Origin of the sequence: Vibrio sp. 1F255 (assembly GCF_041439145.1) — a bacterium.
Classification (GTDB): Bacteria; Pseudomonadota; Gammaproteobacteria; order Enterobacterales; family Vibrionaceae; genus Vibrio; species Vibrio crassostreae_C.
Map to the genome: position 1 here is coordinate 28,981 of NZ_JBGONQ010000022.1, position 26,045 is coordinate 55,025.

At 45.1% G+C, this 26,045-nt stretch carries 23 protein-coding genes; 17 read left to right on the plus strand and 6 right to left on the minus strand.

All coding sequences use genetic code 11. From position 1 onward, the window contains the following. Window positions 1-289: 289 nt before the first annotated feature. The 9 genes from ACED41_RS13235 to purF all read left to right on the plus strand — a co-directional run bounded on the left by ACED41_RS13235 (window position 290) and on the right by purF (window position 13,420). Window positions 290-1,423 carry a 4-phosphoerythronate dehydrogenase gene (locus tag ACED41_RS13235; RefSeq protein ID WP_017062351.1) on the plus strand — a complete coding sequence of 378 codons (1,134 nt, stop codon included), beginning with the start codon at window positions 290-292 and terminating at the stop codon, window positions 1,421-1,423. A 12-nt stretch (window positions 1,424-1,435) separates the two neighbouring features. Then, window positions 1,436-2,449 (plus strand): aspartate-semialdehyde dehydrogenase, encoded by a 1,014-nt coding sequence (locus ACED41_RS13240; RefSeq protein ID WP_017062350.1) that lies wholly within the window; start codon window positions 1,436-1,438, stop codon window positions 2,447-2,449. A gap of 207 nt (window positions 2,450-2,656) precedes the next feature. Next, the gene (locus ACED41_RS13245; protein WP_371725109.1) at window positions 2,657-7,345 is read left to right on the plus strand and encodes a FimV/HubP family polar landmark protein; all 4,689 of its coding nucleotides are present in this window, start codon (window positions 2,657-2,659) and stop codon (window positions 7,343-7,345) included. Window positions 7,346-7,539: 194 nt separating this feature from the next. Beyond that, window positions 7,540-8,334, plus strand: coding sequence for a tRNA pseudouridine(38-40) synthase TruA (gene truA, locus ACED41_RS13250; RefSeq protein ID WP_004734161.1), 795 nt, complete (start codon window positions 7,540-7,542; stop codon window positions 8,332-8,334). Window positions 8,335-8,510: 176 nt separating this feature from the next. Then, window positions 8,511-9,437: an acetyl-CoA carboxylase, carboxyltransferase subunit beta gene (gene accD / locus ACED41_RS13255; RefSeq protein WP_017062348.1), complete on the plus strand. Its 927-nt coding sequence runs from the start codon at window positions 8,511-8,513 to the stop codon at window positions 9,435-9,437. Window positions 9,438-9,479: 42 nt separating this feature from the next. After that, window positions 9,480-10,742, plus strand: coding sequence for a bifunctional tetrahydrofolate synthase/dihydrofolate synthase (gene folC / locus ACED41_RS13260; RefSeq protein WP_017062347.1), 1,263 nt, complete (start codon window positions 9,480-9,482; stop codon window positions 10,740-10,742). Continuing rightward, window positions 10,743-11,318, plus strand: coding sequence for an SPOR domain-containing protein (locus ACED41_RS13265; protein WP_017063432.1), 576 nt, complete (start codon window positions 10,743-10,745; stop codon window positions 11,316-11,318). It begins immediately after the preceding gene. A gap of 61 nt (window positions 11,319-11,379) precedes the next feature. Then, the gene (locus ACED41_RS13270) at window positions 11,380-11,871 is read left to right on the plus strand and encodes a CvpA family protein (protein WP_009848678.1); all 492 of its coding nucleotides are present in this window, start codon (window positions 11,380-11,382) and stop codon (window positions 11,869-11,871) included. Between the two features lie 34 nt (window positions 11,872-11,905). Beyond that, window positions 11,906-13,420, plus strand: coding sequence for an amidophosphoribosyltransferase (gene purF, locus ACED41_RS13275; protein ID WP_017062345.1), 1,515 nt, complete (start codon window positions 11,906-11,908; stop codon window positions 13,418-13,420). Window positions 13,421-13,520: 100 nt separating this feature from the next. On the opposite strand, the gene ACED41_RS13280 is transcribed toward purF, so the two are convergent. Beyond that, window positions 13,521-14,396 carry a LysR family transcriptional regulator gene (locus ACED41_RS13280; RefSeq protein WP_371725110.1) on the minus strand — a complete coding sequence of 292 codons (876 nt, stop codon included), beginning with the start codon at window positions 14,394-14,396 and terminating at the stop codon, window positions 13,521-13,523. A gap of 228 nt (window positions 14,397-14,624) precedes the next feature. Between ACED41_RS13280 and ACED41_RS13285 the strand changes: the two genes are divergently transcribed. From ACED41_RS13285 to recR, 7 genes are all read left to right on the plus strand, one after another. After that, a complete protein-coding gene (locus ACED41_RS13285; protein ID WP_102428821.1) occupies window positions 14,625-15,728 on the plus strand; it encodes a response regulator in 1,104 nt (367 codons plus the stop codon). A gap of 148 nt (window positions 15,729-15,876) precedes the next feature. Then, window positions 15,877-16,014 (plus strand): hypothetical protein, encoded by a 138-nt coding sequence (locus ACED41_RS13290; protein ID WP_017067606.1) that lies wholly within the window; start codon window positions 15,877-15,879, stop codon window positions 16,012-16,014. A 74-nt stretch (window positions 16,015-16,088) separates the two neighbouring features. Next, on the plus strand, window positions 16,089-16,460 hold the full coding sequence (locus ACED41_RS13295; protein ID WP_029223120.1) for a YbaN family protein: 372 nt from the start codon (window positions 16,089-16,091) through the stop codon (window positions 16,458-16,460). A gap of 161 nt (window positions 16,461-16,621) precedes the next feature. Beyond that, on the plus strand, window positions 16,622-17,167 hold the full coding sequence (gene apt / locus ACED41_RS13300; protein ID WP_017062340.1) for an adenine phosphoribosyltransferase: 546 nt from the start codon (window positions 16,622-16,624) through the stop codon (window positions 17,165-17,167). Window positions 17,168-17,185: 18 nt separating this feature from the next. Beyond that, window positions 17,186-19,414 carry a DNA polymerase III subunit gamma/tau gene (gene dnaX, locus ACED41_RS13305; RefSeq protein ID WP_371725111.1) on the plus strand — a complete coding sequence of 743 codons (2,229 nt, stop codon included), beginning with the start codon at window positions 17,186-17,188 and terminating at the stop codon, window positions 19,412-19,414. 152 nt (window positions 19,415-19,566) lie between these two features. Further along, complete coding sequence (locus ACED41_RS13310) at window positions 19,567-19,896, plus strand: YbaB/EbfC family nucleoid-associated protein (RefSeq protein ID WP_017062338.1); 330 nt, start codon at window positions 19,567-19,569, stop codon at window positions 19,894-19,896. Window positions 19,897-19,974: 78 nt separating this feature from the next. Beyond that, complete coding sequence (gene recR / locus ACED41_RS13315; RefSeq protein WP_019823189.1) at window positions 19,975-20,574, plus strand: recombination mediator RecR; 600 nt, start codon at window positions 19,975-19,977, stop codon at window positions 20,572-20,574. A 66-nt stretch (window positions 20,575-20,640) separates the two neighbouring features. Here recR and aqpZ read toward each other — a convergent pair whose 3' ends face one another. Together aqpZ and ACED41_RS13325 are read right to left on the minus strand one after the other, a co-directional pair. Then, window positions 20,641-21,330, minus strand: coding sequence for an aquaporin Z (aqpZ, locus tag ACED41_RS13320; RefSeq protein WP_017099207.1), 690 nt, complete (start codon window positions 21,328-21,330; stop codon window positions 20,641-20,643). A gap of 100 nt (window positions 21,331-21,430) precedes the next feature. Next, a complete protein-coding gene (locus ACED41_RS13325; RefSeq protein ID WP_017059389.1) occupies window positions 21,431-21,679 on the minus strand; it encodes a YkgJ family cysteine cluster protein in 249 nt (82 codons plus the stop codon). A 159-nt stretch (window positions 21,680-21,838) separates the two neighbouring features. Between ACED41_RS13325 and ACED41_RS13330 the strand changes: the two genes are divergently transcribed. Continuing rightward, window positions 21,839-22,276 carry a YcgN family cysteine cluster protein gene (locus ACED41_RS13330; RefSeq protein ID WP_017059388.1) on the plus strand — a complete coding sequence of 146 codons (438 nt, stop codon included), beginning with the start codon at window positions 21,839-21,841 and terminating at the stop codon, window positions 22,274-22,276. Window positions 22,277-22,381: 105 nt separating this feature from the next. Here ACED41_RS13330 and ACED41_RS13335 read toward each other — a convergent pair whose 3' ends face one another. From ACED41_RS13335 to ACED41_RS13345, 3 genes are all read right to left on the minus strand, one after another. Then, window positions 22,382-24,268, minus strand: coding sequence for a BCCT family transporter (locus ACED41_RS13335; protein ID WP_017063436.1), 1,887 nt, complete (start codon window positions 24,266-24,268; stop codon window positions 22,382-22,384). Between the two features lie 122 nt (window positions 24,269-24,390). Next, a complete protein-coding gene (locus ACED41_RS13340; RefSeq protein WP_017070749.1) occupies window positions 24,391-24,744 on the minus strand; it encodes a hypothetical protein in 354 nt (117 codons plus the stop codon). Window positions 24,745-25,020: 276 nt separating this feature from the next. Continuing rightward, entirely contained in the window at window positions 25,021-25,974 is a 954-nt protein-coding gene (locus ACED41_RS13345; RefSeq protein WP_017059385.1) for a ChaN family lipoprotein, read from the minus strand. Between the last annotated feature and the right edge of the window lie 71 nt (window positions 25,975-26,045).

The window sequence follows — 26,045 nt, forward strand, 5'->3', positions numbered from 1 at the left end:
CTTTGGTTAGTACTGGTTGAACAGACGCAAGACTCTGTCTCCTGGAGAGCGAGATAGGATCCTTTTGTTCTGGATGTTTGCCCGATTGTTTATTCAATCGGGCATTTTTCGTTTTAGCCGTTTGATCTTGGGTGTTCACTCTGGTTTCGGTTCTTGTCTGCCAAGGTTAGGTGATTCAGTCCTTTATTTATAATGTATTCCAATTGCTACTCGACACCGTGTGTGGAATTTTGCACAATCATTTCAATTCACATTTAGGTCGATAGACCCCAACAAAAGTACTCGCCAAATGAAAATCTTAATCGACGAAAATATGCCTTACGCTGAAGCGCTTTTTAGCCAGCTAGGGGAAGTGACAATGAAGTCTGGTCGCACATTAACAGCTGACGACCTAGTTGACGTAGACGCATTGATGATTCGCTCTGTTACCAAGGTAAACGAGTCATTGATCAGCAAAGCCAATAAGCTGAAGTTTGTTGGTACTGCGACGGCTGGCATGGATCACGTTGACCAAGAGTTGATGAAAGAGCGTGGTATTTTCTTTACTGCGGCACCTGGTTGTAACAAGGTGGGTGTTGCTGAGTACGCGTTCAGTGCGATGATGGTGCTTGCGCAGCAACAAGGCTTTTCTGTTTTTGATAAAACGGTTGGTATTATCGGCTGTGGTCAAGTGGGCAGTTACTTAGCGAAGTGCCTTGAAGGTATTGGTATCAAAGTTCTGCTGAACGACCCTCTAAAACAGCAAGAGGGTGATACTCGCGAATTTACTGAGTTAGAGACTTTGCTTGAACAATCAGACGTTATTACATTACACACGCCAATCACTAAGACGGGTGAGTATCCAACGCATCACTTGATCAGTGAGCAAGTGCTGAACAACTTACGTGCTGATCAAATCCTGATTAATGCAGCTCGCGGTCCTGTGGTTGATAACCAAGCGCTAAAAGCTCGCCTGCAAAAAGCCGATGGTTTCACTGCAGTGCTTGATGTGTTTGAGTTTGAACCTGAAGTCGACTTTGAGCTTCTTCCGTTACTCGCTTTTGCAACGCCTCACGTAGCGGGCTACGGTTTAGAAGGTAAAGCGCGTGGTACCACGATGATCTTCAACAGTTATTGTGAATTTTTAGGTACTGAACAGCGTGCGTATGCAAGCGACTTATTGCCGACAGCGCCTGTACCTCAAATGAAATTAGATAGAGCTTGGGATGAAGCAACACTGCACAATTTGACTCAGTTGATCTATGATGTGCGCAAAGACGACGCCTTATTCCGTCGCAATATCGTTACGCCGGGTTCTTTTGACAAGATGCGTAAAGAATATTGGGACCGCAGAGAGTACAGTGCAGTCGAGTTAACGGGCGACGAATCTTGTAATTTAACGCCGTTATCTAAACTCGGTTTTATGGTAAAGCCAACTTTATAAAAGAGAGAAACAATGAGCCAAGAATTTAATATTGCTATTTTAGGTGCGACTGGTGCGGTTGGTGAAACCATTCTTGAAGTACTTAAAGAGCGTAAATTCCCTGTCGGTGAAATGCACTTACTAGCAAGTGAACGTAGTGAAGGCAAAACTTCCCGTTTTAACGGCAAAACAATACAAGTACAAAACGTAGAAGACTTCGATTGGTCTCAAGTACATATTGCGTTTTTCTCTGCAGGTAGCGAGCTTTCAGAGCGTTGGGCTCCAATTGCGGCTGATGAAGGTGTGGTTGTCATCGATAACACATCACGCTTCCGTTACGAATACGATGTTCCTCTGGTTGTGCCTGAAGTGAACCCTGAAGCGATTGCTGAGTTCCGTAACCGTAACATCATCGCGAACCCTAACTGCTCGACTATCCAAATGGTAGTAGCGCTAAAACCAATTCACGATGAAGTGGGCCTTGAGCGTATTAACGTTTCAACTTACCAATCTGTGTCTGGTGCAGGTAAGCCAGGTATCGATGAGCTAGCGGGTCAAACGGCTAAGCTTCTTAACGGTATGCCAGCTGAAAACTCAGCGTTCTCACAACAAATCGCTTTCAACTGTATTCCTCAAATCGATGAATTTACAGAGAACGGCTACACGCGTGAAGAGATGAAGATGGTTTGGGAAACTCAAAAAATCTTTGCTGACTCTTCAATCACAGTGAACCCGACTTGTGTCCGCGTACCAGTATTTTACGGTCACGCAGAATCTCTACACATTGAAACTCGCGCACCAATCGGTGCCGAGCAAGTGGTTCAGCTTCTAGAGAACACAGAAGGTGTTGAAGTATTCCAAGCGCTAGACTTCCCAACTCAAGTTCGTGATGCAGGTGGTAAAGACCACGTAATGGTTGGTCGTATTCGTAACGACATCAGCCATCACAGTGGCGTAAACATGTGGGTTGTCGCTGATAACGTTCGTAAAGGCGCAGCAACAAACGCAGTTCAAATCGCTGAAGTTCTGATTCGCGATTACTTCTAAGCTTTATTGCTTTGATAAAAAAGCCTCACTCTTTAGTGGGGCTTTTTTAATCGATTAAAAATATTGTTAGTCAAATTGTGTGAAATTGCTGCGAATATTGTTGCTGCAACACATTTTTTGTTTTCATCTCTATAGTTTTACGTCATTTATCCGATATATTTAATAGATCATCACTTTTCCGAATTTAAGCACCTAGCTGAGCCTTTTATGTTTCAAATTTTCAAGCCGTGGTTAATGCCTTTTGCCTTTATCATTGCGACTCAGATTTCCGTTGTTCGTGCAGATTCCATTCGAGTTGTAGGGCCTAATGGCCAGATACAATCAGCGCCTACGTTTTCAGAACCACTTCAAAGAGCGCAATCAAATAGCGCTGAGCCTTCACGTTTCTATGGTCCAACTCGCGGCTCAGAAACATTGTGGTCTATTGCCTCAAAGTTACGCCCTGATAACTCCGTTTCAGTCCAACAAACTCTGTTGGCTATTTATCGCTTAAACCCACAAGCGTTTGAAAACCAGAATATCCATAGCCTGCTGCCTGCGAGCAATCTACGCGTGCCTTCTTTAGAGCAAGCACGTGCAAGCTCGACGCAGCAAGCTATCAACATCATGAACTCACATCTTGCTAAGCTTGATGCTCCTGCAAGTAAGCCTGTCGCTTCAAAACCCAAAGCGCCGAGTTCTGATGCAAAAAATGTTACTCCTGCTAAGCAAGTAAGCACTACTGAAACTGCTAAAAAGCCATTGTCTCCAACTCAATCATCTCTAGCTCAATCTGCACCAACCCAAGAGATGAACAAGTTAGAGAAGCAGCTAGAGCTTTCAGAAACTGAACTGCTGTCACTTGAAGAGAAAAATCACCAACTTCGTTTGATGTTATCGAATGTTCAATCGGAAGTGGATGAGCTAAAAACAGAGCTCAGTGATGAAGACCGCATTCGTAGCGAAGTGGAAAAGCTGCTTGATGAAGAGCGCAGAAAGAACGCCGAAATTGAAAAGATGGCACCAAGTGTCATGGACGAACTGTTATCGAATGGTTGGTTAGTGGCGGCTCTTGCGATTATTCCAGGTCTGCTCATTGGTTTGATCGTTGTGATGCTGTTAGGCCGTCGTTCTAAAAATGATGAGCAACAGCAGACGACTCAAGAACAACCGCTCCAGCCAGAACCAAGTACCGTTGCACCTATTACATTGGGCGACGAGATGGACGACCTTAACGAGCTGTCTTTAGATGATGACTTGTTTGGTACGGAAGATGACGCCAACAAGCTGTTTGACGATCAAGCGCTAGCCGAAGAGGATGATGTCTTTGCTGGTTTAGATGAATCTGATCTCGATTTCAATCTAGATGGTGAAGACGATGACCCATTTGCTAGCATTGGCGAAAACGGTGATTTAGACACCAACTTCGACGATCTAGATTTAGACAGCAGCAACGGCATTAGTGTTAATGGCGAAGAGAAAGCGCTTGGCCTTGAAGAGATGGAACGTGCGCTAGACAAAACAGCGGAAAGCGCCGTCGATACTGATGATGTCGACTTTGATCTTTCTGATGATAACGCAATGTCTGCTGATGACATTGAAGCTTTACTATCTCAAGAGTCTGAAACTGAAGATCTCGGTTCCAACGAGCTAGACCAATCTTTATTAGATGATCTGTTTGCTCTTGATGACGAAGATGACGACAGCTTCGATATTGATGCTCTAATCTCTGAACAACAGTCCCCTGAGCCAGCTTCACCGACAGCGAATGATGATATTGATGACATCTTTGCCCAAGTTGCTGCTCAGAACGATCAAGCGAATGACCCTTTCAACCTCGATAGCGACGATGAGATTGCCACTAACCTAAACAGTGGTTTGGCGTCTGATGATGATATCGAAAACATTCTGTCTCAGTTCGATAAGCCCATCGTAAATGAAGAACCTCAAGACAGCGTTGATCTGCTTGATGAGCAACTGGCAGGCGATGACGTAGACCTAAGTAACTCGACAGACCTTCTTGATGAGATGCTAGGGGACGATTCGGATGATGAGTCTGAAAGCGAACCTCTTGGCTTTGATTCTCTGTCTGAGCTTGAAGAGCTTTCTGGTTTATCGACCGATGATGACCTCAACATCGCAGAAGACAGCACGGAAACCTTGGATGAATTAATAGGTGACTCTGACGAGGATGATTTCGAACTCGACGCCGAAAGTACCGACTTATTGGATGATTTCCTTGATAGTGAATTGTCAGATGATGAGCTTTTAGCGGATGCATCAAAATCAGAATCTCTAGACCCATTTGATGACTTACTGACAAGTGGCATTGAAGACGAGCTTGAATCTGAAGATAAGACGTTTGATAAAGAGTTAGACGCAGCCTTTGGTTTGGACAACGCCAATGAGGAGCCTGAAAAGGACTCAGACGTTGAGCTTACTCCGTTAACCTCTGAAGGTGAGCCTGAGCAAGATCCGGACATTAGTGAAACACCACAACCTGAAGTCGTTACTGATGAATCGTTAGATTCTGAAATGACTCAAGAAAGTTCTGACATTAAGCCAGAAAATGATGAAGCCTTTAATCGTGATGGTTTTATCGATGATTTGTTCGGTGTCGCACCGGCAACGGATGCTTTGCTTGATGACTCGCTAGAAACAACAGACGAAGCGTTGATTGATGAGTTAATGACTTCTGATGACAATGATTTGTTGCCAGCAATAGAAGAGCCTGTTGAACCATCAATTGACAATACGGTTGAACCAGAGCAAGCGTCTCTTTTAGACAGCGACGAAGTATCAGCGCAAGAAACCGCATCATCGGTTGAAGATGATGAACTGGATATCGACTCGCTGTTATCTGAGAATTCTGATTTTGACAAACCAGATTTTGAAGAGCGAGTTAAAGAAGAAACCGCACAACAAGAACCAGAGCCGAAAGAAGCCGACGTACAAGAGCAAGCTTCGCCATCGTCTTTGAACGATATCTCTGAAGATGAAGAAGAAACGGTTGAAGACTGGTTAGCTGAAGCCATCGACGATGTAGAGTCGCCAGCGAACATTGACTCTGATTTTGACTTTGAACCGAAAATCCAAGGTAGCGATCAGCTTGAAGATGTCGTTGAATCCTTGCCAGAGCCAGAGCCAGAGCCAGAGCCAGAGCCAGAGCCAGAGCCAGAGCCAGTTCGTGCTGCAAACATGCCAGAGATCATTCCAAATGAATTTGGTGTGCCAGAAGACGATGATTGGCTGATTGAAGATGAGGCGTCTGAACCAGAAGCATTAGCGGAAACTGACGTAACACCAGAGCTAGTGACACCTGTCGCTGAACCGAAAGTTGAAGCTACACCACAAGCGGAAGTAGCAGAACAAGCTGAAGTTCTAGGACAAGAAGGCGAAGAAGAATTCTCGTTTGATGACTTCGAATTGCCAGAGTTTAATGAAGAAGATGCACTAGCGGAAGCTGATGCTGAATCAACACCAGAACCAGTAACGCCAGCTATTGATGCTCAACCAAGTGTTGAGCCTCAAACTGAAGCCCAAGTTATAGCTCAGGCGCAAGACGACGAAGAGTTTTCGTTTGATGATTTCGACTTACCAGAGTTTAGTGAAGAAGACGCACTAGCGGAAGCTGATGCTGAATCAACAACAGAGCCAGCAACGCCTGCTATAGACTCTCAATCAAGTGTTGAATCGCAACCTACCGCTGAGCCTCAGTTAGATGCTGCACCACAAGTTGAAACTGCGAAACCAGAAAGCGAAGAAGAATTCTCGCTTGATGACTTCGAACTACCAGAGTTTGGTGAAGACGATGCGTTAGCGGAAGTGGTGAGTGAACCAGATGAAGCACAGTTAGAGCAAGACTTAGCGCCTGACACAGAGAAGTTCGAGTTCGATGACCTTGATCTTCCGGAGTACGATGAAGAAAGCGCAAAAGCAGACTCTGTTTTAGATGATATTGAGCAAAGCAATGCCGAGCCGGTGGCGGAAGCCCAAGGCGTAGAGTTCGATGAGTTTGATTTACCGGAATATGGTGAAGATGAAGCCATCTCTGATGCGTTTGCTGAGAAGCCAACACCACTGACTTCTTTCAGCCCACAAGGCGAAGAGCAAGATGCGTTGCATGATCTGTTCTCAAATCCGCAGAGCTATAGTCAGGCTGATGATTTCTCGAATGCTGAAGACTCTGAACCGGCTGGTTTTGCACAGCCAGAACAATCACTGAGCGCGGCTTCAGAGCCAAACTCAACGCCTGCAGCGGTTCAAGACGAGCCACTAGAAGGCTTTGATGGCTTTGATGAGACAGCATTAGCTGAGTTGCTTTCTGAAGATGTTCAAGACTCTGTCGACAACATGTTCGATAAGCCATTGGACGCAACTTCGATTGATAGCGCAGGGTTAGATATTGACGCCATGCTTGAAGTCGGCGGCGAAGACTGGAAAGGCTTTAACCTAGCGCCAGAACAACAATCGAGCATGCATAATGATGTGCCTGATGACCAACAAGAGATTTGGGCATCGGCTGAACAGCAAGCTGAACCGAAAATCAAAGAAGAGAATTGGGCTGAACAAGACAATCTAACCGAATCAGGCAACAGTCGTGATAAGCAGTACATGACGATTGATGAGCTAATGGCTCAAGTCGAGCAAGAAGGTGAAGAAGTCATTAATCCAGACGATGAAGAGCTTAAACTGGATGTGGGTCTTAACGAATTCCCTGATGTTATCGGTGATATTGGCAATTATGATGTCGACAGCAATGCAGAAGCTGCGGGTAAGCTTGATTTGGCCAAAATCTACATCGAGATGAGTGACTCGCAAGGGGCAATTAAGCTTCTAGAAGAGGCAATCGTTGACGGCAGCGATGATATTCGTCGAGAGGCAAAAAATCTTATCGATACGTTAAACGGTCGATAAATTTACAAATCAGAAAGGGTAGCGTTGGCTACCCTTTATTTTAAGGCGATACAGAGCGCTATCGTTTCATTTGGTTTTTCAACAGCATCGTCTCGGTCGATGCTGATTGTTTATTGAAGTTTTAGCCCCATCCTATTTGGGCTAGCACTGATTTCCGTATATAATTCTCGCCCATTTTCAAAGAGAACAAGAACATGAAAATTGCTTTAGGTATTGAATATAACGGTACCCACTACTTTGGTTGGCAGCGCCAACGAGACGTGAAAAGTGTCCAAGAAGAATTGGAAAAGGCTCTTTCAGTTGTCGCGAATCACCCTGTAGAAGTTATGTGCGCAGGTCGTACAGATGCCGGTGTTCACGGTACGGGACAAGTCGTTCACTTTGAAACTAATGTCGATCGTAAAATGGTGGCATGGACAATGGGCGCGAATGCCAACATGCCAAAAGATATTGCGGTTCGTTGGGCGACAGAAGTGAATGAGGATTTCCATGCTCGTTTCTCGGCTACTGCCCGCCGTTATCGCTACATTATCTTTAACCATGCACTACGCCCAGGCATTTTGAATTCAGGTGTGAGCCATTATCATGGTCATCTTGATGAGAAAAAAATGCATGAAGCGGGTCAGTACTTACTTGGTGAGAATGACTTCACTTCGTTCAGGGCAACACACTGTCAATCTCGTAGCCCATGGAGAAACATGATTCACTTGAACGTGACTCGTCATGGACACTACATTGTGATCGATATTAAAGCGAATGCGTTTGTTCACCACATGGTGAGGAATATTACGGGTAGCCTTATTGCCGTAGGTAAAGGTGAGCAGAAACCAGAGTGGATCCAGTGGCTTTTAGAAGCTAAAGATCGAAAAGTAGCCGGCGCAACTGCAAAAGCGGAAGGTTTGTATCTGGTGGATGTTGATTATCCTGAACATTTTGAGCTACCACGAGAGCCAATTGGTCCTCTATTTTTACCGGATAATTTGAACTAAATGTGAGACTTAGGTTCAAAAATTATTACGGTTTAGTGCGTAAGATAGTCCCAGAAAATAGGTACAACCAGTTTTTTATCTACAGTCGCTGTTTTATGTGCTTTAATTCACACGCATAATTCCCAAATTTATTTCTTTCGCAATCAAGCGGAAGAATCGAAACAAAAAGGTCTTCCATGAGTTGGCTTGAAAAGATTTTAGAAAAAAGCAACATCGTAACATCTCGTAAAGCGTCTATCCCTGAGGGTGTTTGGACGAAATGTACTTCTTGTGAGCAGGTTCTGTACCATGCTGAACTAGAGCGTAACCTAGAAGTATGTCCAAAATGTGACCATCACATGCGCATGAAAGCACGTCGTCGTCTGGATACATTCCTAGACAAAGGTGAGCGTGTTGAACTAGGTGCTGATCTTGAGCCACAAGACAAGCTGAAGTTTAAAGACTCTAAGCGTTACAAAGAACGTATCTCTGCTGCTCAAAAGAACAGTGGTGAAACAGACGCATTAGTTGCAATGAAAGGCGAACTATTGGGTTTACCTATCGTAGCGTGTGCTTTTGAATTCTCATTCATGGGCGGCTCAATGGGTTCTGTTGTTGGTGCTCGTTTCGTGAAAGCGGTAGATGCTGCTATCGAGAACAACTGTGGTTTAGTGTGTTTCTCTGCAAGTGGTGGTGCTCGTATGCAAGAGGCATTGATGTCTCTAATGCAAATGGCGAAAACCAGTGCTGCGCTTGAGCGTTTATCTGCGAAAGGCCTACCGTTTGTTTCAGTTATGACTGATCCAACAATGGGTGGTGTTTCTGCAAGTTTGGCAATGCTTGGCGATATCAATATTGGTGAACCAAAAGCACTGATCGGTTTTGCTGGACGTCGTGTAATCGAACAAACGGTACGTGAAGATCTTCCTGAAGGTTTCCAACGCAGTGAGTTCCTACTAGACCACGGTGCTATCGACATGATTGTTGACCGTCGTGAGATGCGTCAGCGCGTTGCAAGCCTTGTTGCTAAAATGACCAACCAGCCTTCACCATTAGTAGTTTCTGTGAACGATTCACCGAATGAAGCTACTTATGAAGTACCAGAAGCGCCAGAAAAAGGGTAAAGTACCTTCTAACAAACCAACTTAATTATGGTTATGAGTTAGATGAGTCAACAACCTATTCCTCAAGCCACATCCTCTTTGGAGATGTGGCTTGATTATTTATCAAACATCCACACAAGCGCTATTGATCTTGGATTAGACCGAGTTCAGGCCGTCGCCTCTAAGGCAAACCTCACCAAACCTGCTCAACATGTTATTACTGTTGCCGGAACCAATGGCAAAGGCTCAACATGTGCACTGATGGAAGCGATTCTATTGGACGCTGGTTACTCAGTTGGTGTCTACAGCTCTCCTCACTTAATTCGCTATAACGAACGTGTTCGTATCAACGGCCAAGATCTATCTGATGAAAAGATGGTTCAGTCTTTCGATTTCATTGAGAAAGAGCGTGGCGAAATCAGCCTGAGTTTTTTCGAATATGGCACTTTAGCGGCGTTACGTGCATTTCAAACTGAAGCGGTTGATGTTGTGCTTTTAGAAGTGGGTTTAGGCGGGCGTTTAGACGCGACCAATATCGTTGAGCATGATGTTTCTGTGATTACTAGTTTGGCTGTCGACCATGTTGACTGGCTAGGTGATGACATCAATGTGATTGGTTTTGAGAAAGCGGGCATTTATCGTAGCGGTAAACCCGCTATCTGTGGTCAACCCAAGCCACCGGCTACGGTTGCAGCGCACGCTGATGACATTAAGGCTGAGTTCTACCAAGTCGGTATTCAATACACTTATGATGTTGACGGTGATACGTGGAACTGGCGCAGTGGTGCATTCCAACTAGAATCGCTACCTATTCCAAGCCTGCCGTTACCTAACGCTGCAACAGCGTTGATGGCATTGGGCACATCAGAGCTTAGTATTAGCGACGTGAACGTGGTTAACGGCATGAAGAATGCGCAGCTTCCTGGGCGTATGCAGCAAATTAGCGAACAACCGGTGATTGTGCTTGATGTAGCACACAACCCGCATTCTGCTGAGTACTTTGCGCAGCAAGTCGCGAAGAAGTATGCAGGCAAAAATTTACACGTTGTAGTCGCCATGCTTCATGACAAAGATATCCCCGCGACATTGGAAGTATTAGCTCCAATAACAACACATTGGTACCCAGCTTCGCTGAACGGCCCACGAGCCGCAACAGCCGCTGAATTGTGTCAAAGCTTACCTGAAGGTGTAGAGCGGTATTCAAACCCTGTTGTAGCGTTTGAAGCGGCTTTAGCTTCTGTTAAAGGTGACGATGTTGTGTTGGTTGTCGGTTCTTTCCATACAGTGGGTGAAGTGTTGGAGCATTGGCAGAAAAAAGGAAACTAAATGGCAAGTAAATTCCAAAGCCGGTTAGTCGGCACCATCATTTTAGTGGCCATTGGCGTGATTGTATTGCCCGATGTACTAGATGGTAAGAAGCTCCACTACAAAGAAGAGTTTGCAAGCATTCCAATTAAGCCTGAGCTTGATAGTAATGTTGAAGTGTTTGAAGTACTCGATCCCGTTGAAGATCAGATAGCGCTACCGGATTCTCCGGTTGAGCAAGTGGTTGAAAGTGGTCGTACTGATAATTCAAACACGCAAACCGCGTCTTCTTCTAATGATAAAGAAGCAGACAAAGTGGCAGTTGTGGTTAAGCCGGTACCTGAAAAAAATGAATACCAAGACAGTGCTTGGATTATTCAATTGATGGCTTTGAAGAATGCTGACAACGCAAAAAACGTTGTTAAGGATCTGCAAAAGCGCGGTTATCAGGCTCACACCAAGCAAGAAAAAACTTTTACGCGAGTAATTATTGGCCCGGATGTCTCTAAATCCAAACTTGAGCGACAAATTAAGGAATTAGAAAAAATTACGGGTTCAAAAGGCCAGTTGCTCAAATTTAAACCGTTAAATCCATAAGAAAACGTTTGCGTCAGCATTTTTTCTGTTAAAATGCGCGCCAACTTAAGATGAAGAATTCATGAATTGGTTAGATTTTGTCATTTTAGGCGTGATCGGCTTCTCTGCCGTGATCAGTTTAGTTCGTGGTTTCGCTAAAGAAGCCTTGTCACTCGTTATTTGGTTTGGAGCATTTTTTATTGCTAGCCAGTACTACGCTAAATTAGCGATGTACTTCACCAATATCGAAGATGAGATGTTTCGAAACGGAACTGCGATAGCAGCATTGTTTGTTGCAACGTTAGTTGTGGGTGCCTTAGTTAACTATGTCATCGGTCAACTAGTTCAGAAAACAGGCCTGTCAGGTACAGACAGAATCCTCGGTGTCGTCTTTGGTGGCTTACGTGGTGTTTTGATTGTTTCTGCAGTGTTGTTTTTCATGGATGCGTTTACTGCATTCCCAAGTTCTGAGTGGTGGAAGAATTCGCAATTGGTTCCAGAATTTAGTCGAATCATTGCGCCGTTCTTCGAGCATTTACAAGCAACATCTAGTTTCTTATCTGGCGCGCTCTAGCGCCAGTTAATGTCGAAAAATCGAGGATTAGGACATGTGTGGTATTGTTGGAATCGTGGGTTCAACACCTGTAAACCAGTCTATTTATGACGCTTTAACGGTATTGCAGCATCGTGGCCAAGATGCCGCTGGTATTTGTACCATAGAAAGCAATCGTTTCCGTCTGCGTAAGGCGAACGGTTTAGTAAAAGATGTTTTTGAAGCAAAACACATGCAGCGCCTACAAGGTGAAGTTGGTATTGGCCATGTTCGTTATCCTACTGCGGGTAGTTCAAGTGCGTCTGAAGCTCAGCCTTTCTACGTAAACTCTCCTTTTGGCATTACGTTGGCGCACAACGGTAACCTGACGAACGCAAACGAAGTTCGTGAGAAGTTGTTCGAAAAAGACCGTCGTCATGTAAACACAACCTCTGACTCTGAAGTTCTACTGAACGTATTAGCTCATGAGATCGATACTGTTAAAGGTAACGTAACTTCAGATGACGTTTTCCGCGCTGTGGCAAATGTGCATCGTACAATTCGTGGTGCTTACGCCGTAACGGCGATGATCATCGGCCACGGTATGATCGCATTCCGTGACCCACATGGTATTCGTCCATTGTGTCTTGGTAAGCGTGAAGTTCAAGGTAAAACAGAGTACATGGTTGCGTCTGAATCGGTAGCACTCGATGCTGTTGGTTTCGACTTCATGCGCGACGTAGCACCAGGTGAAGCTATCTACGCAACGTTTGACGGTGAGCTTTTCACTAAGCAATGTGCAGACAACCCACAACTAAACCCATGTATCTTTGAGTTTGTATACTTTGCACGCCCAGATTCATTCATCGACAAAATCTCGGTTTACAGCGCACGCGTTGAGATGGGTGAGATGCTTGGTATGCGTATTAAAGAAGAGTACGCAGACTTAGACATTGATGTAGTTATTCCAATCCCTGAAACATCAAACGATATTGCGCTACGAATCGCTCAAGCGATCAATAAGCCATACCGTCAAGGTTTCGTGAAAAACCGCTATGTTGGCCGCACATTCATCATGCCAGGTCAGCAACAACGTAAGAAGTCGGTTCGCCGTAAGCTCAACGCAATTCGCTCTGAGTTTAAAGGTAAGAACGTTCTTCTGGTTGACGATTCTATCGTTCGCGGCACAACATCAGAGCAGATCATTGAGATGGCTCGTGATTCTGGCGCAAATAAGGTCTTCATGGTTTCAGCGGCTCCAGAGGTTCGCTTCCCTAACGTTTACGGCATTGATATGCCGAGCGCGACAGAGTTGATTGCTCATGGTCGTGATAACGAAACGATTTGTAAGCAGATTGGCGCAGACGCCTTGATTTTCCAAACGCTACCAGATCTGATTTCTGCAGTGGGCATGGGCAATCAAGACATCTCTCGTTTTGATACTTCTGTATTTAACGGCGAGTATGTAACGGGCGATATCGACCAAGTGTACCTAGATTTCCTAGACTCTTTGCGTAATGACGACTCAAAGGTTCAGCGTGAGATTCAACAAGATCTTGCTAACTTAGAGTTACATAACGAAGGCGCTTAACTAGCGTTTCGTTAGTCATACAGAGTTTCGCTAGCGATACAGAAAATAAAAAACCAGAGCATCGGCTCTGGTTTTTTGTTTATAGAGAAGGGGATTGACCTTAATGAATGTGGTATGCGATCACAAAATCAATAAACAATCTCACTTTCTCTGGTAGATGGTCTTTGTGGTTATAAAGCATGTAAATATCACGAGGGTTAGCGCTCCAGTCTTCTAAGACTTGCACTAAGCTGCCATCTTCAATGTATTCACGAATCATCACGTCAGGCATCAGGGTGATACCTAGGCCTTCTGAGCACGCTTGTCTTACGACATTAAGCGCATTGGCGTTGAAACGGCCTTTCTCGCTATTCACCACCGTCTCTTCATTCGAATTACTCAGCTGCCACTTAATCAGCGGGTAGCCTTTGAGTAGCGAATGGTTCGCTAGCTCTTCAGCATGGCTTGGAGCTGGGTTCTTCGTTAAGTACTCAGGGCTCGCGATAAGAATATCTTTGACTTCACTGATTTTTCGAGCGATTAGGCTTGAATCACGCTGAGGGCCGACTCGGAAAATTACGTCCCACTCCGTTGGATCCAGCTGATCCGCTTGGTTGTTCATCATCAGCTCAATATTGATATCAGGGTATTGAATCATGAATTCACTGAACATTGGCATCATCATGCGCTTGGTCAGGTTTGAGGGTGCCGTAATACGAATCTTACCGGAAGCGCCTTTGCACACGTCAGTTAACTCTTCTGCAGTAGAAGAGAGACGTTGCAACAGCGGAGAGCATTCATTGAAGAAACGTTCGCCTGCCTCTGTTAAAGAAAGTTTACGCGCGTGTCTATTGAGAAGCCTAAGGTTCAAAGAATCTTCTAAGGCTTGGATGCGTCGTGTGATGGTCGCAACCGGAATCATAGTCTTGCGCGATGTTGCGGTGTAGCTCCCATTTTCAACGACGAGTCGAAAGAGGTTTAAATCATCTAATTTCATAAATCCAGACACATTTGTTTACAATCTCATCTAATTTATACGTAACAGTGAGATCAATGTTTGCGTTACGTCAACTCGTTGCACTATTTACAAGTATTCCAACCCTCGTCACGAATTACCAGTAAAGAGTGCAAATTTGTGTATTTAGCATTTTATTACTAAGTTTTACATTAGTTCTTAGAACAGATAACAATAATAATTCGACTTAGTTTTGTGAGGTTATAGATTATGTACAAAACTCACAGTCAGCCAGTAATGACCTCGGCTCAGGAAGTAATTAACCAAAAATGCGTGATGTTGGTTGATGATGATCCTATTTTTCGCCGTATAACCAGCGCGTACCTAGACAAGGTCGGTTATAAAGTGGTTGAGGCTGAAAATGGACTGGACGCTTTGCAGAAACTTAGAGACTCAACGCCAGATTTAATTGTGTGTGACTTATCAATGCCAATACTTGATGGCATAGAGCTTGTGGAAGAGCTCAGTTTAGAGTACCCGTCACTGCCTATGATCGTTGTGTCTGGCACTGATGATATGTCTGACGTGGCGAAAGCCTTGCGATTTGGTATTAAAGACTTCTTGGCGAAGCCGTTAGAGGATCACCGTCACCTAGGAAGTGCGATTGCGAATACATTGACAGATTCGTTCGATAACATTTCAGACCAACGAGATTTTTCGAGCCAATGGTTCTGTGTGGATGATGGGGGAGAGATCCCTGAAGACCAAGAACTGCATTGGCACCTGAATTACCTTCAAGATAACCCAAGCGCAGCAAAAGACTTACTGCATGCGCTGCTTCCAGAGAAAGATACGCGACAAGGCTCATGGCGTTGCAGTTACCGGTTACTGCAATCAACAGAGATGATGCCACTTGTGTTTGACTATGCGTGGATGATGAACGGGCAGTTTGCTTTTTACCTCGTCGATTCATCGTCGTCTGATAATGGCGGCTCCGCGACAACATTGTTAGTGAGAGCGCTGTTCCACGATTACATAAGAAACAGAAAAGATTTTAATGTTGATCTCAAAGATATTGCTGAAATCTTAGAGAAGGGGATTCGTTGCTCTAAATGCTCCACCCCAGTGAATGCCTTGTTTGGTGTTGCTGACCTTGCCGAGGGAACCATCTCCATTTTGCCTGCGGGTCTAGACGGGCAATGGTCGAATGGTGAATTGAATCAATATATTGCAGCAGGTGAGCGCTTGGGTGAGAACTGCAAGAAGAACTTCATTACGCGGGACCTTCCGATCGAACAGGGCTGCCAACTGTCGTTGAGCCTACTTGGAGCGGCAAGTTTTAGTTTAGACATACACCAAGGGTCTACTGATTAACCCTATATTTCCTCGGTTTTTGTGAATAATTGATTAAGGTATAGTTGCGCAAATGGTGTGGCTATGCCTTTTTTGTTAAATGTCGATTTAGCAAAGCGGGTTTGGTTCGCCGGATACTTACCTTCACTAACAAAAACAAGAAGCAATCATGGCAGATAACAAAGACTTTCAAGACCCGTTTAATGTATTCTACTTTTTAGGATTTTTAGCCGCATTTTTAATGATTCCATTGCTACCAGCAACACTTACGTTGATCCGTGTATTCAATGGTTACGCAACATTCTAGTTAAGCTGTCGTCGCCGATTGGTGATAGCTAACTCAAGGAGGCCACAATTAGCGTTCGAGTTTTAAGCCTCAATATTGCTGGTGGCCTTTGTATATTTCTCGCAGTTCTAGGGATAGCTTTGCCCGTTCTGCCAACCACTCCTTTTCTCCTTCTTGCCAGCGCATGCTTCATGCGAAGCAATCCGAAAGTTCATAAATGGATGCATGAGCACAAAACGCTGGGTCCTTTGCTGAACAATTGGTATCAACACGGTGCCGTCACCAAACAAGTTAAAACGCGTGGCGTATTCTTTATCTTGTTGAGTTTTGCGTTATCCATCTACTTTGCCCCTATCATTTGGGTCAAGGCTTTCCTAATTTGTGTACTTGTTATTCTTCTCACATGGTTTATGCGACTTCCAACCCATGAGTTGGTTGCTGACAGCAAAGAAAATCACTACCATTAAGCCAGTGTGCCTGCTTGTATAGCGGGCGTTTATTATTTCAGCAATCAGAGTTATGACTCTCGTTGCAATGAATACCAATCGTACCTTTCCTTAATTCCGAGCGTTGATGTTTGATTCGTTAACGAGAGTTTGGAAAGCGGCCTAATGAAGTGCATAAGATTATGAACACAGAAAAAATCTCTCTGATCAAAGCAAGCATCAAAAGCATTCCTGATTACCCTAAAGCGGGTATTTTGTTCCGTGACGTAACAAGCTTGATGGAAGATCCAGTAGCTTACAAAGCGACTATCGACCTGCTAGCGGAAACATACAAGGACATGGGCTTTACTAAGATCGTTGGTACTGAAGCTCGTGGTTTCCTATTTGGTGCGCCTTTGGCACTTGAGCTAGGTGTTGGCTTCATTCCTGTTCGTAAGCCGGGCAAGCTGCCTCGTCAAACTGTGGCACAATCTTATGAGCTTGAGTACGGCACCGACACTCTAGAAATCCATACTGATGCTATCGTTGAAGGCGATAAAGTGTTGATGGTTGATGATTTGCTAGCAACGGGCGGTACGATTGAAGCAACAACAAAGTTGATTCGTCAGCTTGGTGGTGTGGTAGAACACGCTGCATTTGTTATTAACCTTCCAGAAATCGGTGGTGACAAGCGCTTACAAGGCTTAGGTCTAGAAGTGTTTAGCATCTGCGAATTCGACGGTCATTAATCCTTTTCGGAATTATTCATGAGCTATCTTGCGTTAGCGCGAAAATGGCGACCAACCAAATTCAAAGAAGTGGTTGGTCAAGCCCATGTTTTAACAGCATTAGAGAATGCCCTTAGCCAGAATAGGTTGCACCACGCATACCTGTTCAGCGGTACACGAGGTGTTGGTAAAACAACCATCGGTCGTTTGTTTGCTAAGGGACTCAACTGTGAAACAGGCATTACCTCAACACCTTGTGGTGAATGTGCAACCTGTAAAGAAATCGATGAAGGTCGCTTTGTTGACCTGCTCGAGATCGATGCGGCATCACGAACTAAGGTAGAAGATACCCGCGAGCTTCTGGACAATGTTCAGTACAAGCCTGCACGTGGTCGCTTCAAGGTTTACCTAATCGATGAAGTCCACATGCTTTCTAGGCACAGCTTTAATGCGCTTCTAAAGACCTTAGAAGAGCCGCCTGAGTATGTGAAATTCTTGCTCGCAACAACGGATCCACAGAAGCTTCCAGTAACGATCTTGTCGCGTTGTTTGCAGTTCCATCTTAAGCCGATCAGCGTTGATAATATTCACGAGCAGCTCGATCATATTCTTGAACAAGAAGATGTGACGTCTGAATCTCGTGCGCTTGGAATGATTGCTCATGCTGCTGATGGCAGTATGCGTGATGCGCTAAGCCTTACAGACCAAGCTATCGCATTGGGTAATGGCAATGTCGTAACAGATACTGTTGCTCACATGCTCGGAACACTGGATACCGACCAAGCTATCCACTTGCTTGAAGCGATTAGCAGTAAGCAGCCACAGCAAGCGATGGCGTGTATCCAAAGCCTTGCTGAGAACGGTGTTGATTGGGATGGTTTGCTGAATCAGCTTGCGGCCCAACTGCATCGTCTTGCGATGTTCCAAGCTTTGCCATCTACATTAGATAAGGCACAGCCTGACGCTGAGAAGCTTGAACTACTGAGCAAAGCGCTTAGCCCACAAGACATTCAACTCTACTACCAGATCGTGTTGAAAGGTCGTGAAGACTTACCATTGTCGCCAACCGCTCGCGTTGGTATTGAGATGGTGGTTTTACGCATGTTGGCATTTAGACCAGCTGAACAAGCGGTTGCTACGGCAATCTCGACTCAGTCGGCAAGCCCAGCGCCAGTTCCAGCAGCTCAAGCTCAGAACGTTGCTCAGTCAGTGAGTCAACCTGCGCCAATGGCAGCTCCGAGACAGCCTCAGATGCAACAACAGGCGCCTCAACAGCCAGCTATGCAGCAGCAACCGGTGCAACAGGCTCCGCAGCAGAATCCAGCACAGTATTCAGATTCGCAAGGTTACGCTGATCATTCAGGTAACCAAGGTTATCCAGAACAGGATTACCCGCATAGCCAGTATGACGCGCCTCCTGCTTATGATGAGCGTCCAAGCTACGGTGCAGATCAGCCTCAGCAGCAACAAACGAATTATCAAAACCAGAGTCCGGTTCAACAGCCAAGCGCTGCACCTTCTGCTCCGCAAGAGCAGCCAGCGCGTGCAACTTCGCCTGTGAGTGGTTTACGCCACCAATTACGTTCTCAACGTAGAGGCAGTTCGGCAACAGAAAACAAAGGCTCGGCGCCAAAAAAGGCTAAAGCGACACCAGCTAAAACTTCAGTTCTTGATCGAGTTGCTCAGCAACACGGTGGTTCTGAGCGGGTGTCGCCAGCTTCTTTATCAGCCTCTTCGACAGAAAATGTGACCAACGATAATGAACCTTATCGCTGGAAACCGTCTAAACCTGTAGTGAAAGAGGTGAGCAAAGAGCTTACACCTACTCAGATCAAACGTGCGTTGGAGCATATTAAGACACCAGAAATGGTCGATAAATTGCTTCAAGAGTCGATTGCTCAAGATGAATGGTCAGCCACGATTCAAAAGCTAGACACAGCCAAGCTTGTTGAACAGTTAGCATTGAACTCAGTGTTTGCTAAAAACGACACATCAATCACTTTAACGTTAAGAGCGAGCCAAGCTCATTTGAATACCGACCGTGCGCAGAGTGAGCTATTGCAGTCTCTCAATACTGTGCTTGGAGAAGAGTGTCATTTGAGTGTTGAAATCGGTGATGGTGGAGAAACGCCGCTAGAATTACGAGAACGACTGTATCAAGGTAAGTTGAAAGACGCGTTTACCGCTTTAGAAAACGATGCCAACGTACAGTTCATTGAAAGACGTTTTGCCGCTGAACTCGACAGAGACAGCGTTCGTCCTATCTAGAACGTTTTCTTGTTTAGTGACCGGCATATCATCCCAGATAAGCAAATCTGAGAACTGAACATCGAGGGGTTGAATCACACTGTTTTAACCCCCATTTAAGCTCATATAGCTTAATTAATTTTAATAAACCAATTAGACCAGAGAGTATTAACATGTTTGGTAAAGGCGGTATGGGCAACATGATGAAGCAAGCCCAGCAAATGCAAGAGCGCATGCAAAAGCTTCAAGAAGAAATCGCAAATATGGAAGTTACAGGTGAGTCAGGTGCTGGCCTTGTAAAAGTAACGATCACTGGTAGCCACAGCGTTCGCCGTGTTGATATCGATGAAAGCCTAATGGAAGACGATAAAGAGATGCTTGAAGATCTTATCGCTGCTGCTTTCAACGATGCGGCTCGTCGCGTTGAAGAAACTCAAAAAGAGAAAATGGCTAGCGTAACTGGCGGAATGCAACTTCCACCAGGTATGAAGATGCCTTTCTAAGTAACTTATTCTTAAAGGTTAATTCAGGTGGTGGTTTGTGTTGAACAGGCTATTACTTGAACATTAGAACGGTTAAATATGCGTACCAGTCATATGCTGGAGCATTTGATGGAGGCCTTACGTTGTCTACCTGGGGTTGGCCCCAAGTCGGCGCAGCGTATGGCCTTTCATTTGTTACAGCGCGATAGAAAAGGCGGCCTACAATTGGCTGAAGCTCTTAGCCAAGCAATGACCGAAATTGGTCACTGTAATGAGTGCCGTACTTTTACTGAAGAAGATACTTGCCACATTTGTACCAATCCTAAACGTCAGGAAAATGGTCAAATCTGTGTAGTAGAAAGCCCTGCAGACATTGCAGCAATAGAAGCGACTGGCCAATATTCAGGCCGTTACTTTGTATTGATGGGCCACCTTTCACCACTTGATGGTATTGGTCCAAGTGACATCGGTCTCGATGTTTTGGACTACCGCCTGCGTCGTGGTGATATCTCTGAAGTAATCCTAGCGACTAACCCAACAGTTGAAGGGGAAGCGACAGCGCACTACATTGCTGAGCTATGTAATGCCCATGAAGTGAACGCTAGCCGTATCGCTCATGGTGTTCCCGTTGGTGGTGAGCTAGAGCTGGTGGATGGCACCACGCTTTCGCACTCCTTACTCGGTCGTCATAAGATCTAAAAAAGCCGCTTGGTGAAGCATCACTAAGCGGCTTTTTCTTTTATTGCTTTAGACGTTTTTCAGCGCTTAATCTGAACCTCTTACCGCTTTGTATATCATCGCGCCAATCACGGCACCAATAATCGGTGCAATCCAGAATAGCCACAATTGCGAAACGGCCCAATCACCGACAAATACAGCCACGCCGGTACTTCGAGCAGGGTTCACAGAGGTGTTGGTTACAGGAATACTGATAAGGTGAATCAAGGTCAAACAGAGACCAATCGCAATGGGTGCAAACCCAGCAGGCGCTTTTGAATCAGTTGCGCCCATGATCACGAATAGGAATACCATGGTCATGACCACTTCACAGACCAGTGCAGCGGTAAGTGAATAGCCGCCCGGTGAGTGTTCACCGTAACCATTTGAAGCAAAGCCAGATGCTGCAGCGTCAAAACCAGCTTGGCCTGAAGCAATCACGAATAACACACCACCCGCGATAATACCGCCAATGACCTGGGCAATAATGTAAGGTGCGACGTCTTTGGCATCAAAGCGGCCACCGCTCCAAAGACCTATTGTAACAGCAGGGTTGAGATGACAGCCGGATATATGGCCAATAGCAAAAGCCATGGTGAGTACGGTTAAACCAAACGCGAGGGAAACCCCGAGTAAGCCGATACCTACATCGGGAAAAGCAGCGGCCAAGACGGCACTACCACAACCCCCTAACACCAACCAAAATGTACCGAACATTTCTGCGATATACCTATTCATAACGATCCTTATTAATCTGTACCAGTATCAACAAGATAGTTTAGATTTCGAAGAATTGTGAAATCTTAGATATATAGGAGGAAGAAAAGGTCAGATAATCTTAGGTAATGGCTTCTAACTCGATCAGGTTATCAAGGGCTTCTTGGTCGGTTTTACCACAAATGACAGGGCAAGCTTTGAATTGGTGACATACCTTCGGGCGTGAAGGTTGACCAAATAATTTGCAGAGATCTTGCTCATTTAATTGGATGCAGCGTACCCCAGCAGGCTTACCATTAGGCATTCCAGGAATAGCAGATGTAATACTTGGAGCGATACAGCATGCTCCACAACCTAGGCGACATTCCATCAAATTAAACTCACTAAATAACAGGGTGCGCGATAGTAGCAAAAAATGATGAGAGTGACAGCTGTTGATTGAATCAAAGAATGAACAATTATTATCCTTGAACTTTTTATGGGCTAGCGGTATAACACGCACCCCAGTAAAAGAGTAAGAAGTAATCCTATGACGAATCCATTTTGGCAAGAAAAGACACTAGAACAGATGACCGAGAATGAGTGGGAATCACTTTGCGACGGTTGTGGTAAGTGCTGCCTACATAAACTAATGGATGAAGATAGCGATGAAGTTTACTACACCAATGTGGCGTGTAGCTGGTTAAACGACAAAACATGTTCGTGTAAAGATTACCCGAACCGCTTCACTTCAGGTGAAGAGTGTTTGAAGCTGACTCGTGACAAGATCGATGAGTTTCACTGGCTACCAGACACTTGTGCTTACCGCCTTTTATCAGAATCTAAGCCGATTCCTGAATGGCACCCGTTGATCACCGGATCAAAAACAGAGATGCATGCAGCAGGTGAAAGCGTTCGTAACAAAGTGGTATACGAAATCGATGTTGTCGATTGGGAAGACCACATCTTGAACCACCCGAACCGCTAGTTAACGAAGACTAGTCAATCACCCGAATAAAAAAAGGCTCACATTTCTGTGAGCCTTTGTCGTATTTAGGAGGGTCCAAATCAATGGACTGTGTCATGGCTAATGTCAAGCAAGCGGTAAGTCTGCAACCACCTGATTGAACGTGATACGAGCATTCTGAGCTTGCTCAGATAACTCGATCTTTTTCGCTTGTGCGGCACTAAGATTACTCTCGGCCTGCTCAAGTGCTTGTTGTAGGTTCTCTGGTAACTCGTGAGTTTCCATTTGTGAACCTTGTTCTAACACATAAGCGCGAATTTCTTTCTTCACTGCGGCAAGTTCTGTGTAAGCAACACGCTCAAGTTCTGCGGCTTCTTGTGCTGCATCTCTTTCTTTCTCAAACTGAGCCAACGCCATACCTTCAGCAGACCAAGGGTCCATGTCTGGCAGTTCTTCGATGTTGATCGTTGGCTCGATATACGCATCTTGATGGCGTAGGTCGAGGTTAGTCGCACGAACCGCTGAAATCATCAGCATCACAGAGATAGCAAGCAGTGGTAAGCCACCAACAATCGCCGCCGTTTGTAGCGTACTTAGACCGCCTAAGAACATTAGAATCGTTGGTAAGAACGACAGAGTAAATGCCCAGAACATACGGTTCCAGCGCATTGGCTCTTCGGTCACGTTATTTTGTACAACAGACGCTAGGATGTATGAGATAGAGTCAAATGTTGTTGCCGTGAAAATGATACACAGCATTGTAAATACAGCGATAACCAGCGTGCTCATTGGCAATTGTGCAAGCATCGAGAAGATAGCTTTGGTTGCGCCTTCCGCATTCAAAATGGCAACGACATCTAGCTCACCAGAAAGCTGCAGTGATAGGCCGTAGTTACCTAAGATCATGAAGAACAGGAAACAACCTAGAGAACCAAAGAAGATCGACCCTGACACCATTTGTTTGATGGTTCTGCCGCGAGAGATACGCGCAACAAACAGACCCATACTCGGTGCAAATACTAGCCACCATGCCCAGTAGAAAATCGTCCAGTCTTGTGGGAAGTGAGTGTTTTCGAATGTACCGTAACCACCAAATGGTTCAGCCCACGTTGCCATCACGAAGAAGTTAGACAGTAGACGACCAATTGAGTCTAAGCCTGTTTCTAACATGAAGATTGTTGGACCCGCGATCAGAACGAAAGCCAGTAGACCCATCGCACCCCAGAAGTTGATGTTACTTAGGATCTTGATGCCTTTTTCCAATCCAGCATAAGATGAGTAAGCAAAAATCGCAGTACACACTAAAAGCACCATCACTTGCGTTAGGTTATTTTTAGGTAGACCAAATAGATGATTTAGACCTTCAGTGATCAGAGGAGCGGCTAAACCTAATGTTGTTGCAGCGCCGCCTAATAGACCGAAAATGAATAGGATATCAACGATCTTTCCTGGTACGCCTTTACTACGGTGTTCACCAAGAACAGGCATTAATGCGCTTGAAATCTTTAGAACAGGTTGTTTACGTACGTAGAAGAAGTAAGCGATAGGAATTGCCGGGATTAGGTAGATAGACCATGCGATTGGTCCCCAGTGGAATAGGCCGTAGGTCGCAGCCCAGCGTACTGCTTCTTCACTGCCAGGTTCTAGTTGGAAAGGCGGTGATTGGTAGTAGTAAGCCCACTCAATACAGCCCCAATACAAGATACTTGCACCGATACCGCCACAAAATAGCATGGCAGCCCATGATGCAGTTTTAAACTCAGGCTCTTCATCAGCTTCGCCCAGTTTAATTTGTCCCATATCACTGAATACTACGTACACCATAAATGCACAGGCTGCGAGACCTAGAGCAAGATACAGGAATCCGAGTTGATCAGTCATGAATGTTTTCGCAACCGCAATCCAGTCTGCGCCCTGTGCAGGGAACAAAATGAGCGGGAAAACTATCGTGAGTAGGAGTGCTATAGCACCAAAAAAGGTTGGCTTATCGATAAGCTCAAAAGTGTTTTTCACGAGTATTATTCCATTAAAATGAGAGCGGAATTATGGAATGAACTCGTTTTTTAGACCTAATCGGGTCTATTGTCGTAACGATAAATCGCTTTTATTCTAGAGAATGCGATAGGTTGGCAAGGCTAAATGAGTGCGAGAAGAATACCGCCTACGGTTGCCGCTGCGGACAGGTATTGCCCCGCTGAATAAGAACCATCATCTTCTTCTTCAATCTTATCTGGGTGATCCATACCCAAGGCACCATGAGCGAATGACTCAACTTTATCGGTAACTGTCGCGTTTTCTGCTTCGACTTTCTTCGCTTCTTTATCAATTTCTTTTAGGGCAGATAAGAGTGCTTTGCCTTCATCAGAAAGCTTAACCGTATTTTGCTCAACCTTAAGCGGTGTAGGCTTTTCAGCTTCGTTAGCTGAACTCTTAGCGTTCATCTGCGAAGGCGAATACAGCTGAGTATTACTCGTTCCTACTGGCGTCATATAGCTCTCCTTACCTATCCTTAAATATAGTATCGGCAGAGGTGTGAAAAACTTGTGCAATTAATCATCGATAGTGATGTTTTTTTATTCGCACATTACATTTTCGTCTGCTTGGTTAAATCGTCTATTTACTAAGCAAGTCTTGTGCCGATAAGAATGTTTGATTTTAGATAGAGTTAGGATGAATGACGGGAACGTGATCAAGTTGTGACGATGGGCTAATTATCTAGGATTAGCCCATCGACTCTTTAGCTTAGAAGAGTGGATCAACAGATCCTACTCACACTCTAGGCTAGCGCTACGTTTTGACAGATGCTTGTATGCCTTCATTCGGTTCTCTTTCTTTACAAAGCGAGCCGGCGGCGAAAGCACTTCAAGCTGATAATCACCGCTATCCGATGAGATCGCTTCAACCGGGCTGATGATGGCGATTTTTAAATCAGGGTTACGACGTAGAATTGATGCCGCCGTCCCTAAACCACCCTCGGTGTGGAACTTGCCAGCCACGTGAATCACTTGTTTATCAGGGTTTGATGCTAGGTAATCCACAATCGACTCAGCCATGGTTTCGTCCCAGGTAACCTGAGCGGCAAACTGCTTTTCTGTTTGCTCTGGCGTACCGTGATGCATAGAAGCCATGAACTTTTCTTTGTAAGGGCTATCGCCAGTATCCACTTCGGCAGCAATCCATTGGCGTTGCTCGGTCGATAATTGGTCTAGGTAAGGCAATCCTTTACGGCCAATACACTGCACGAATGGCTTTGGTGCATTTGCCGCAATAACATCGACGTCGTTGGCTTTTGCGAACTCAACTAACGCGCGGTAATCACTTTCGTAATTTGGCCAAGCTGCCGCTTGAGACATGAGAATTTGTTCGCCAATTTCGCCGTTTAAGTATTGGTCAAGTGTGGCTTGGTGCTCTCGAGTGAACTGTTCCATTGAAAGCGCAATGTTTGATGTTGCGTTGCGGCGCGCTTTTAAGAAGTCGGTTTGGAAGCGGTGAATGGCAGAATGCGTGTGCCATTCGCCAATTAGAACCACATCAGCGTCAATCAGCTGCTCGGGTAATGCATCGAGAGAAAGTGTTTCGCCTTGTGGAGAAGCGAACTGGTAGTCATAGAATGTGGAAACGGATTCCGTTTGAGCCACTTTTTGAGAAGTGTCTTTTGCAGGTTGACTAGCACAAGCCGTGAGAAGAGTAGCTAATCCGATAAGAATAATACGTTGCATGAAATGCCTCCTTGAAGAACACGCATACTAAAGGAGGCAAGATAAGATTTCAATGCAAACGATAATCAATA

Bases quoted from the DNA above. Each gene is read 5' to 3' on its own strand.
- ACED41_RS13235 (WP_017062351.1), top strand. From the start codon at position 290: ATGAAAATCTTAATCGACGAAAATATGCCTTACGCTGAAGCGCTTTTT.
- ACED41_RS13240 (WP_017062350.1), top strand. From the start codon at position 1,436: ATGAGCCAAGAATTTAATATTGCTATTTTAGGTGCGACTGGTGCGGTT.
- ACED41_RS13245 (WP_371725109.1), top strand. From the start codon at position 2,657: ATGTTTCAAATTTTCAAGCCGTGGTTAATGCCTTTTGCCTTTATCATT.
- truA (WP_004734161.1), top strand. From the start codon at position 7,540: ATGAAAATTGCTTTAGGTATTGAATATAACGGTACCCACTACTTTGGT.
- accD (WP_017062348.1), top strand. From the start codon at position 8,511: ATGAGTTGGCTTGAAAAGATTTTAGAAAAAAGCAACATCGTAACATCT.
- folC (WP_017062347.1), top strand. From the start codon at position 9,480: ATGAGTCAACAACCTATTCCTCAAGCCACATCCTCTTTGGAGATGTGG.
- ACED41_RS13265 (WP_017063432.1), top strand. From the start codon at position 10,743: ATGGCAAGTAAATTCCAAAGCCGGTTAGTCGGCACCATCATTTTAGTG.
- ACED41_RS13270 (WP_009848678.1), top strand. From the start codon at position 11,380: ATGAATTGGTTAGATTTTGTCATTTTAGGCGTGATCGGCTTCTCTGCC.
- purF (WP_017062345.1), top strand. From the start codon at position 11,906: ATGTGTGGTATTGTTGGAATCGTGGGTTCAACACCTGTAAACCAGTCT.
- ACED41_RS13280 (WP_371725110.1), bottom strand. From the start codon at position 14,396: ATGAAATTAGATGATTTAAACCTCTTTCGACTCGTCGTTGAAAATGGG.
- ACED41_RS13285 (WP_102428821.1), top strand. From the start codon at position 14,625: ATGTACAAAACTCACAGTCAGCCAGTAATGACCTCGGCTCAGGAAGTA.
- ACED41_RS13290 (WP_017067606.1), top strand. From the start codon at position 15,877: ATGGCAGATAACAAAGACTTTCAAGACCCGTTTAATGTATTCTACTTT.
- apt (WP_017062340.1), top strand. From the start codon at position 16,622: ATGAACACAGAAAAAATCTCTCTGATCAAAGCAAGCATCAAAAGCATT.
- dnaX (WP_371725111.1), top strand. From the start codon at position 17,186: ATGAGCTATCTTGCGTTAGCGCGAAAATGGCGACCAACCAAATTCAAA.
- ACED41_RS13310 (WP_017062338.1), top strand. From the start codon at position 19,567: ATGTTTGGTAAAGGCGGTATGGGCAACATGATGAAGCAAGCCCAGCAA.
- recR (WP_019823189.1), top strand. From the start codon at position 19,975: ATGCGTACCAGTCATATGCTGGAGCATTTGATGGAGGCCTTACGTTGT.
- aqpZ (WP_017099207.1), bottom strand. From the start codon at position 21,330: ATGAATAGGTATATCGCAGAAATGTTCGGTACATTTTGGTTGGTGTTA.
- ACED41_RS13325 (WP_017059389.1), bottom strand. From the start codon at position 21,679: ATGGAATGTCGCCTAGGTTGTGGAGCATGCTGTATCGCTCCAAGTATT.
- ACED41_RS13330 (WP_017059388.1), top strand. From the start codon at position 21,839: ATGACGAATCCATTTTGGCAAGAAAAGACACTAGAACAGATGACCGAG.
- ACED41_RS13340 (WP_017070749.1), bottom strand. From the start codon at position 24,744: ATGACGCCAGTAGGAACGAGTAATACTCAGCTGTATTCGCCTTCGCAG.
- ACED41_RS13345 (WP_017059385.1), bottom strand. From the start codon at position 25,974: ATGCAACGTATTATTCTTATCGGATTAGCTACTCTTCTCACGGCTTGT.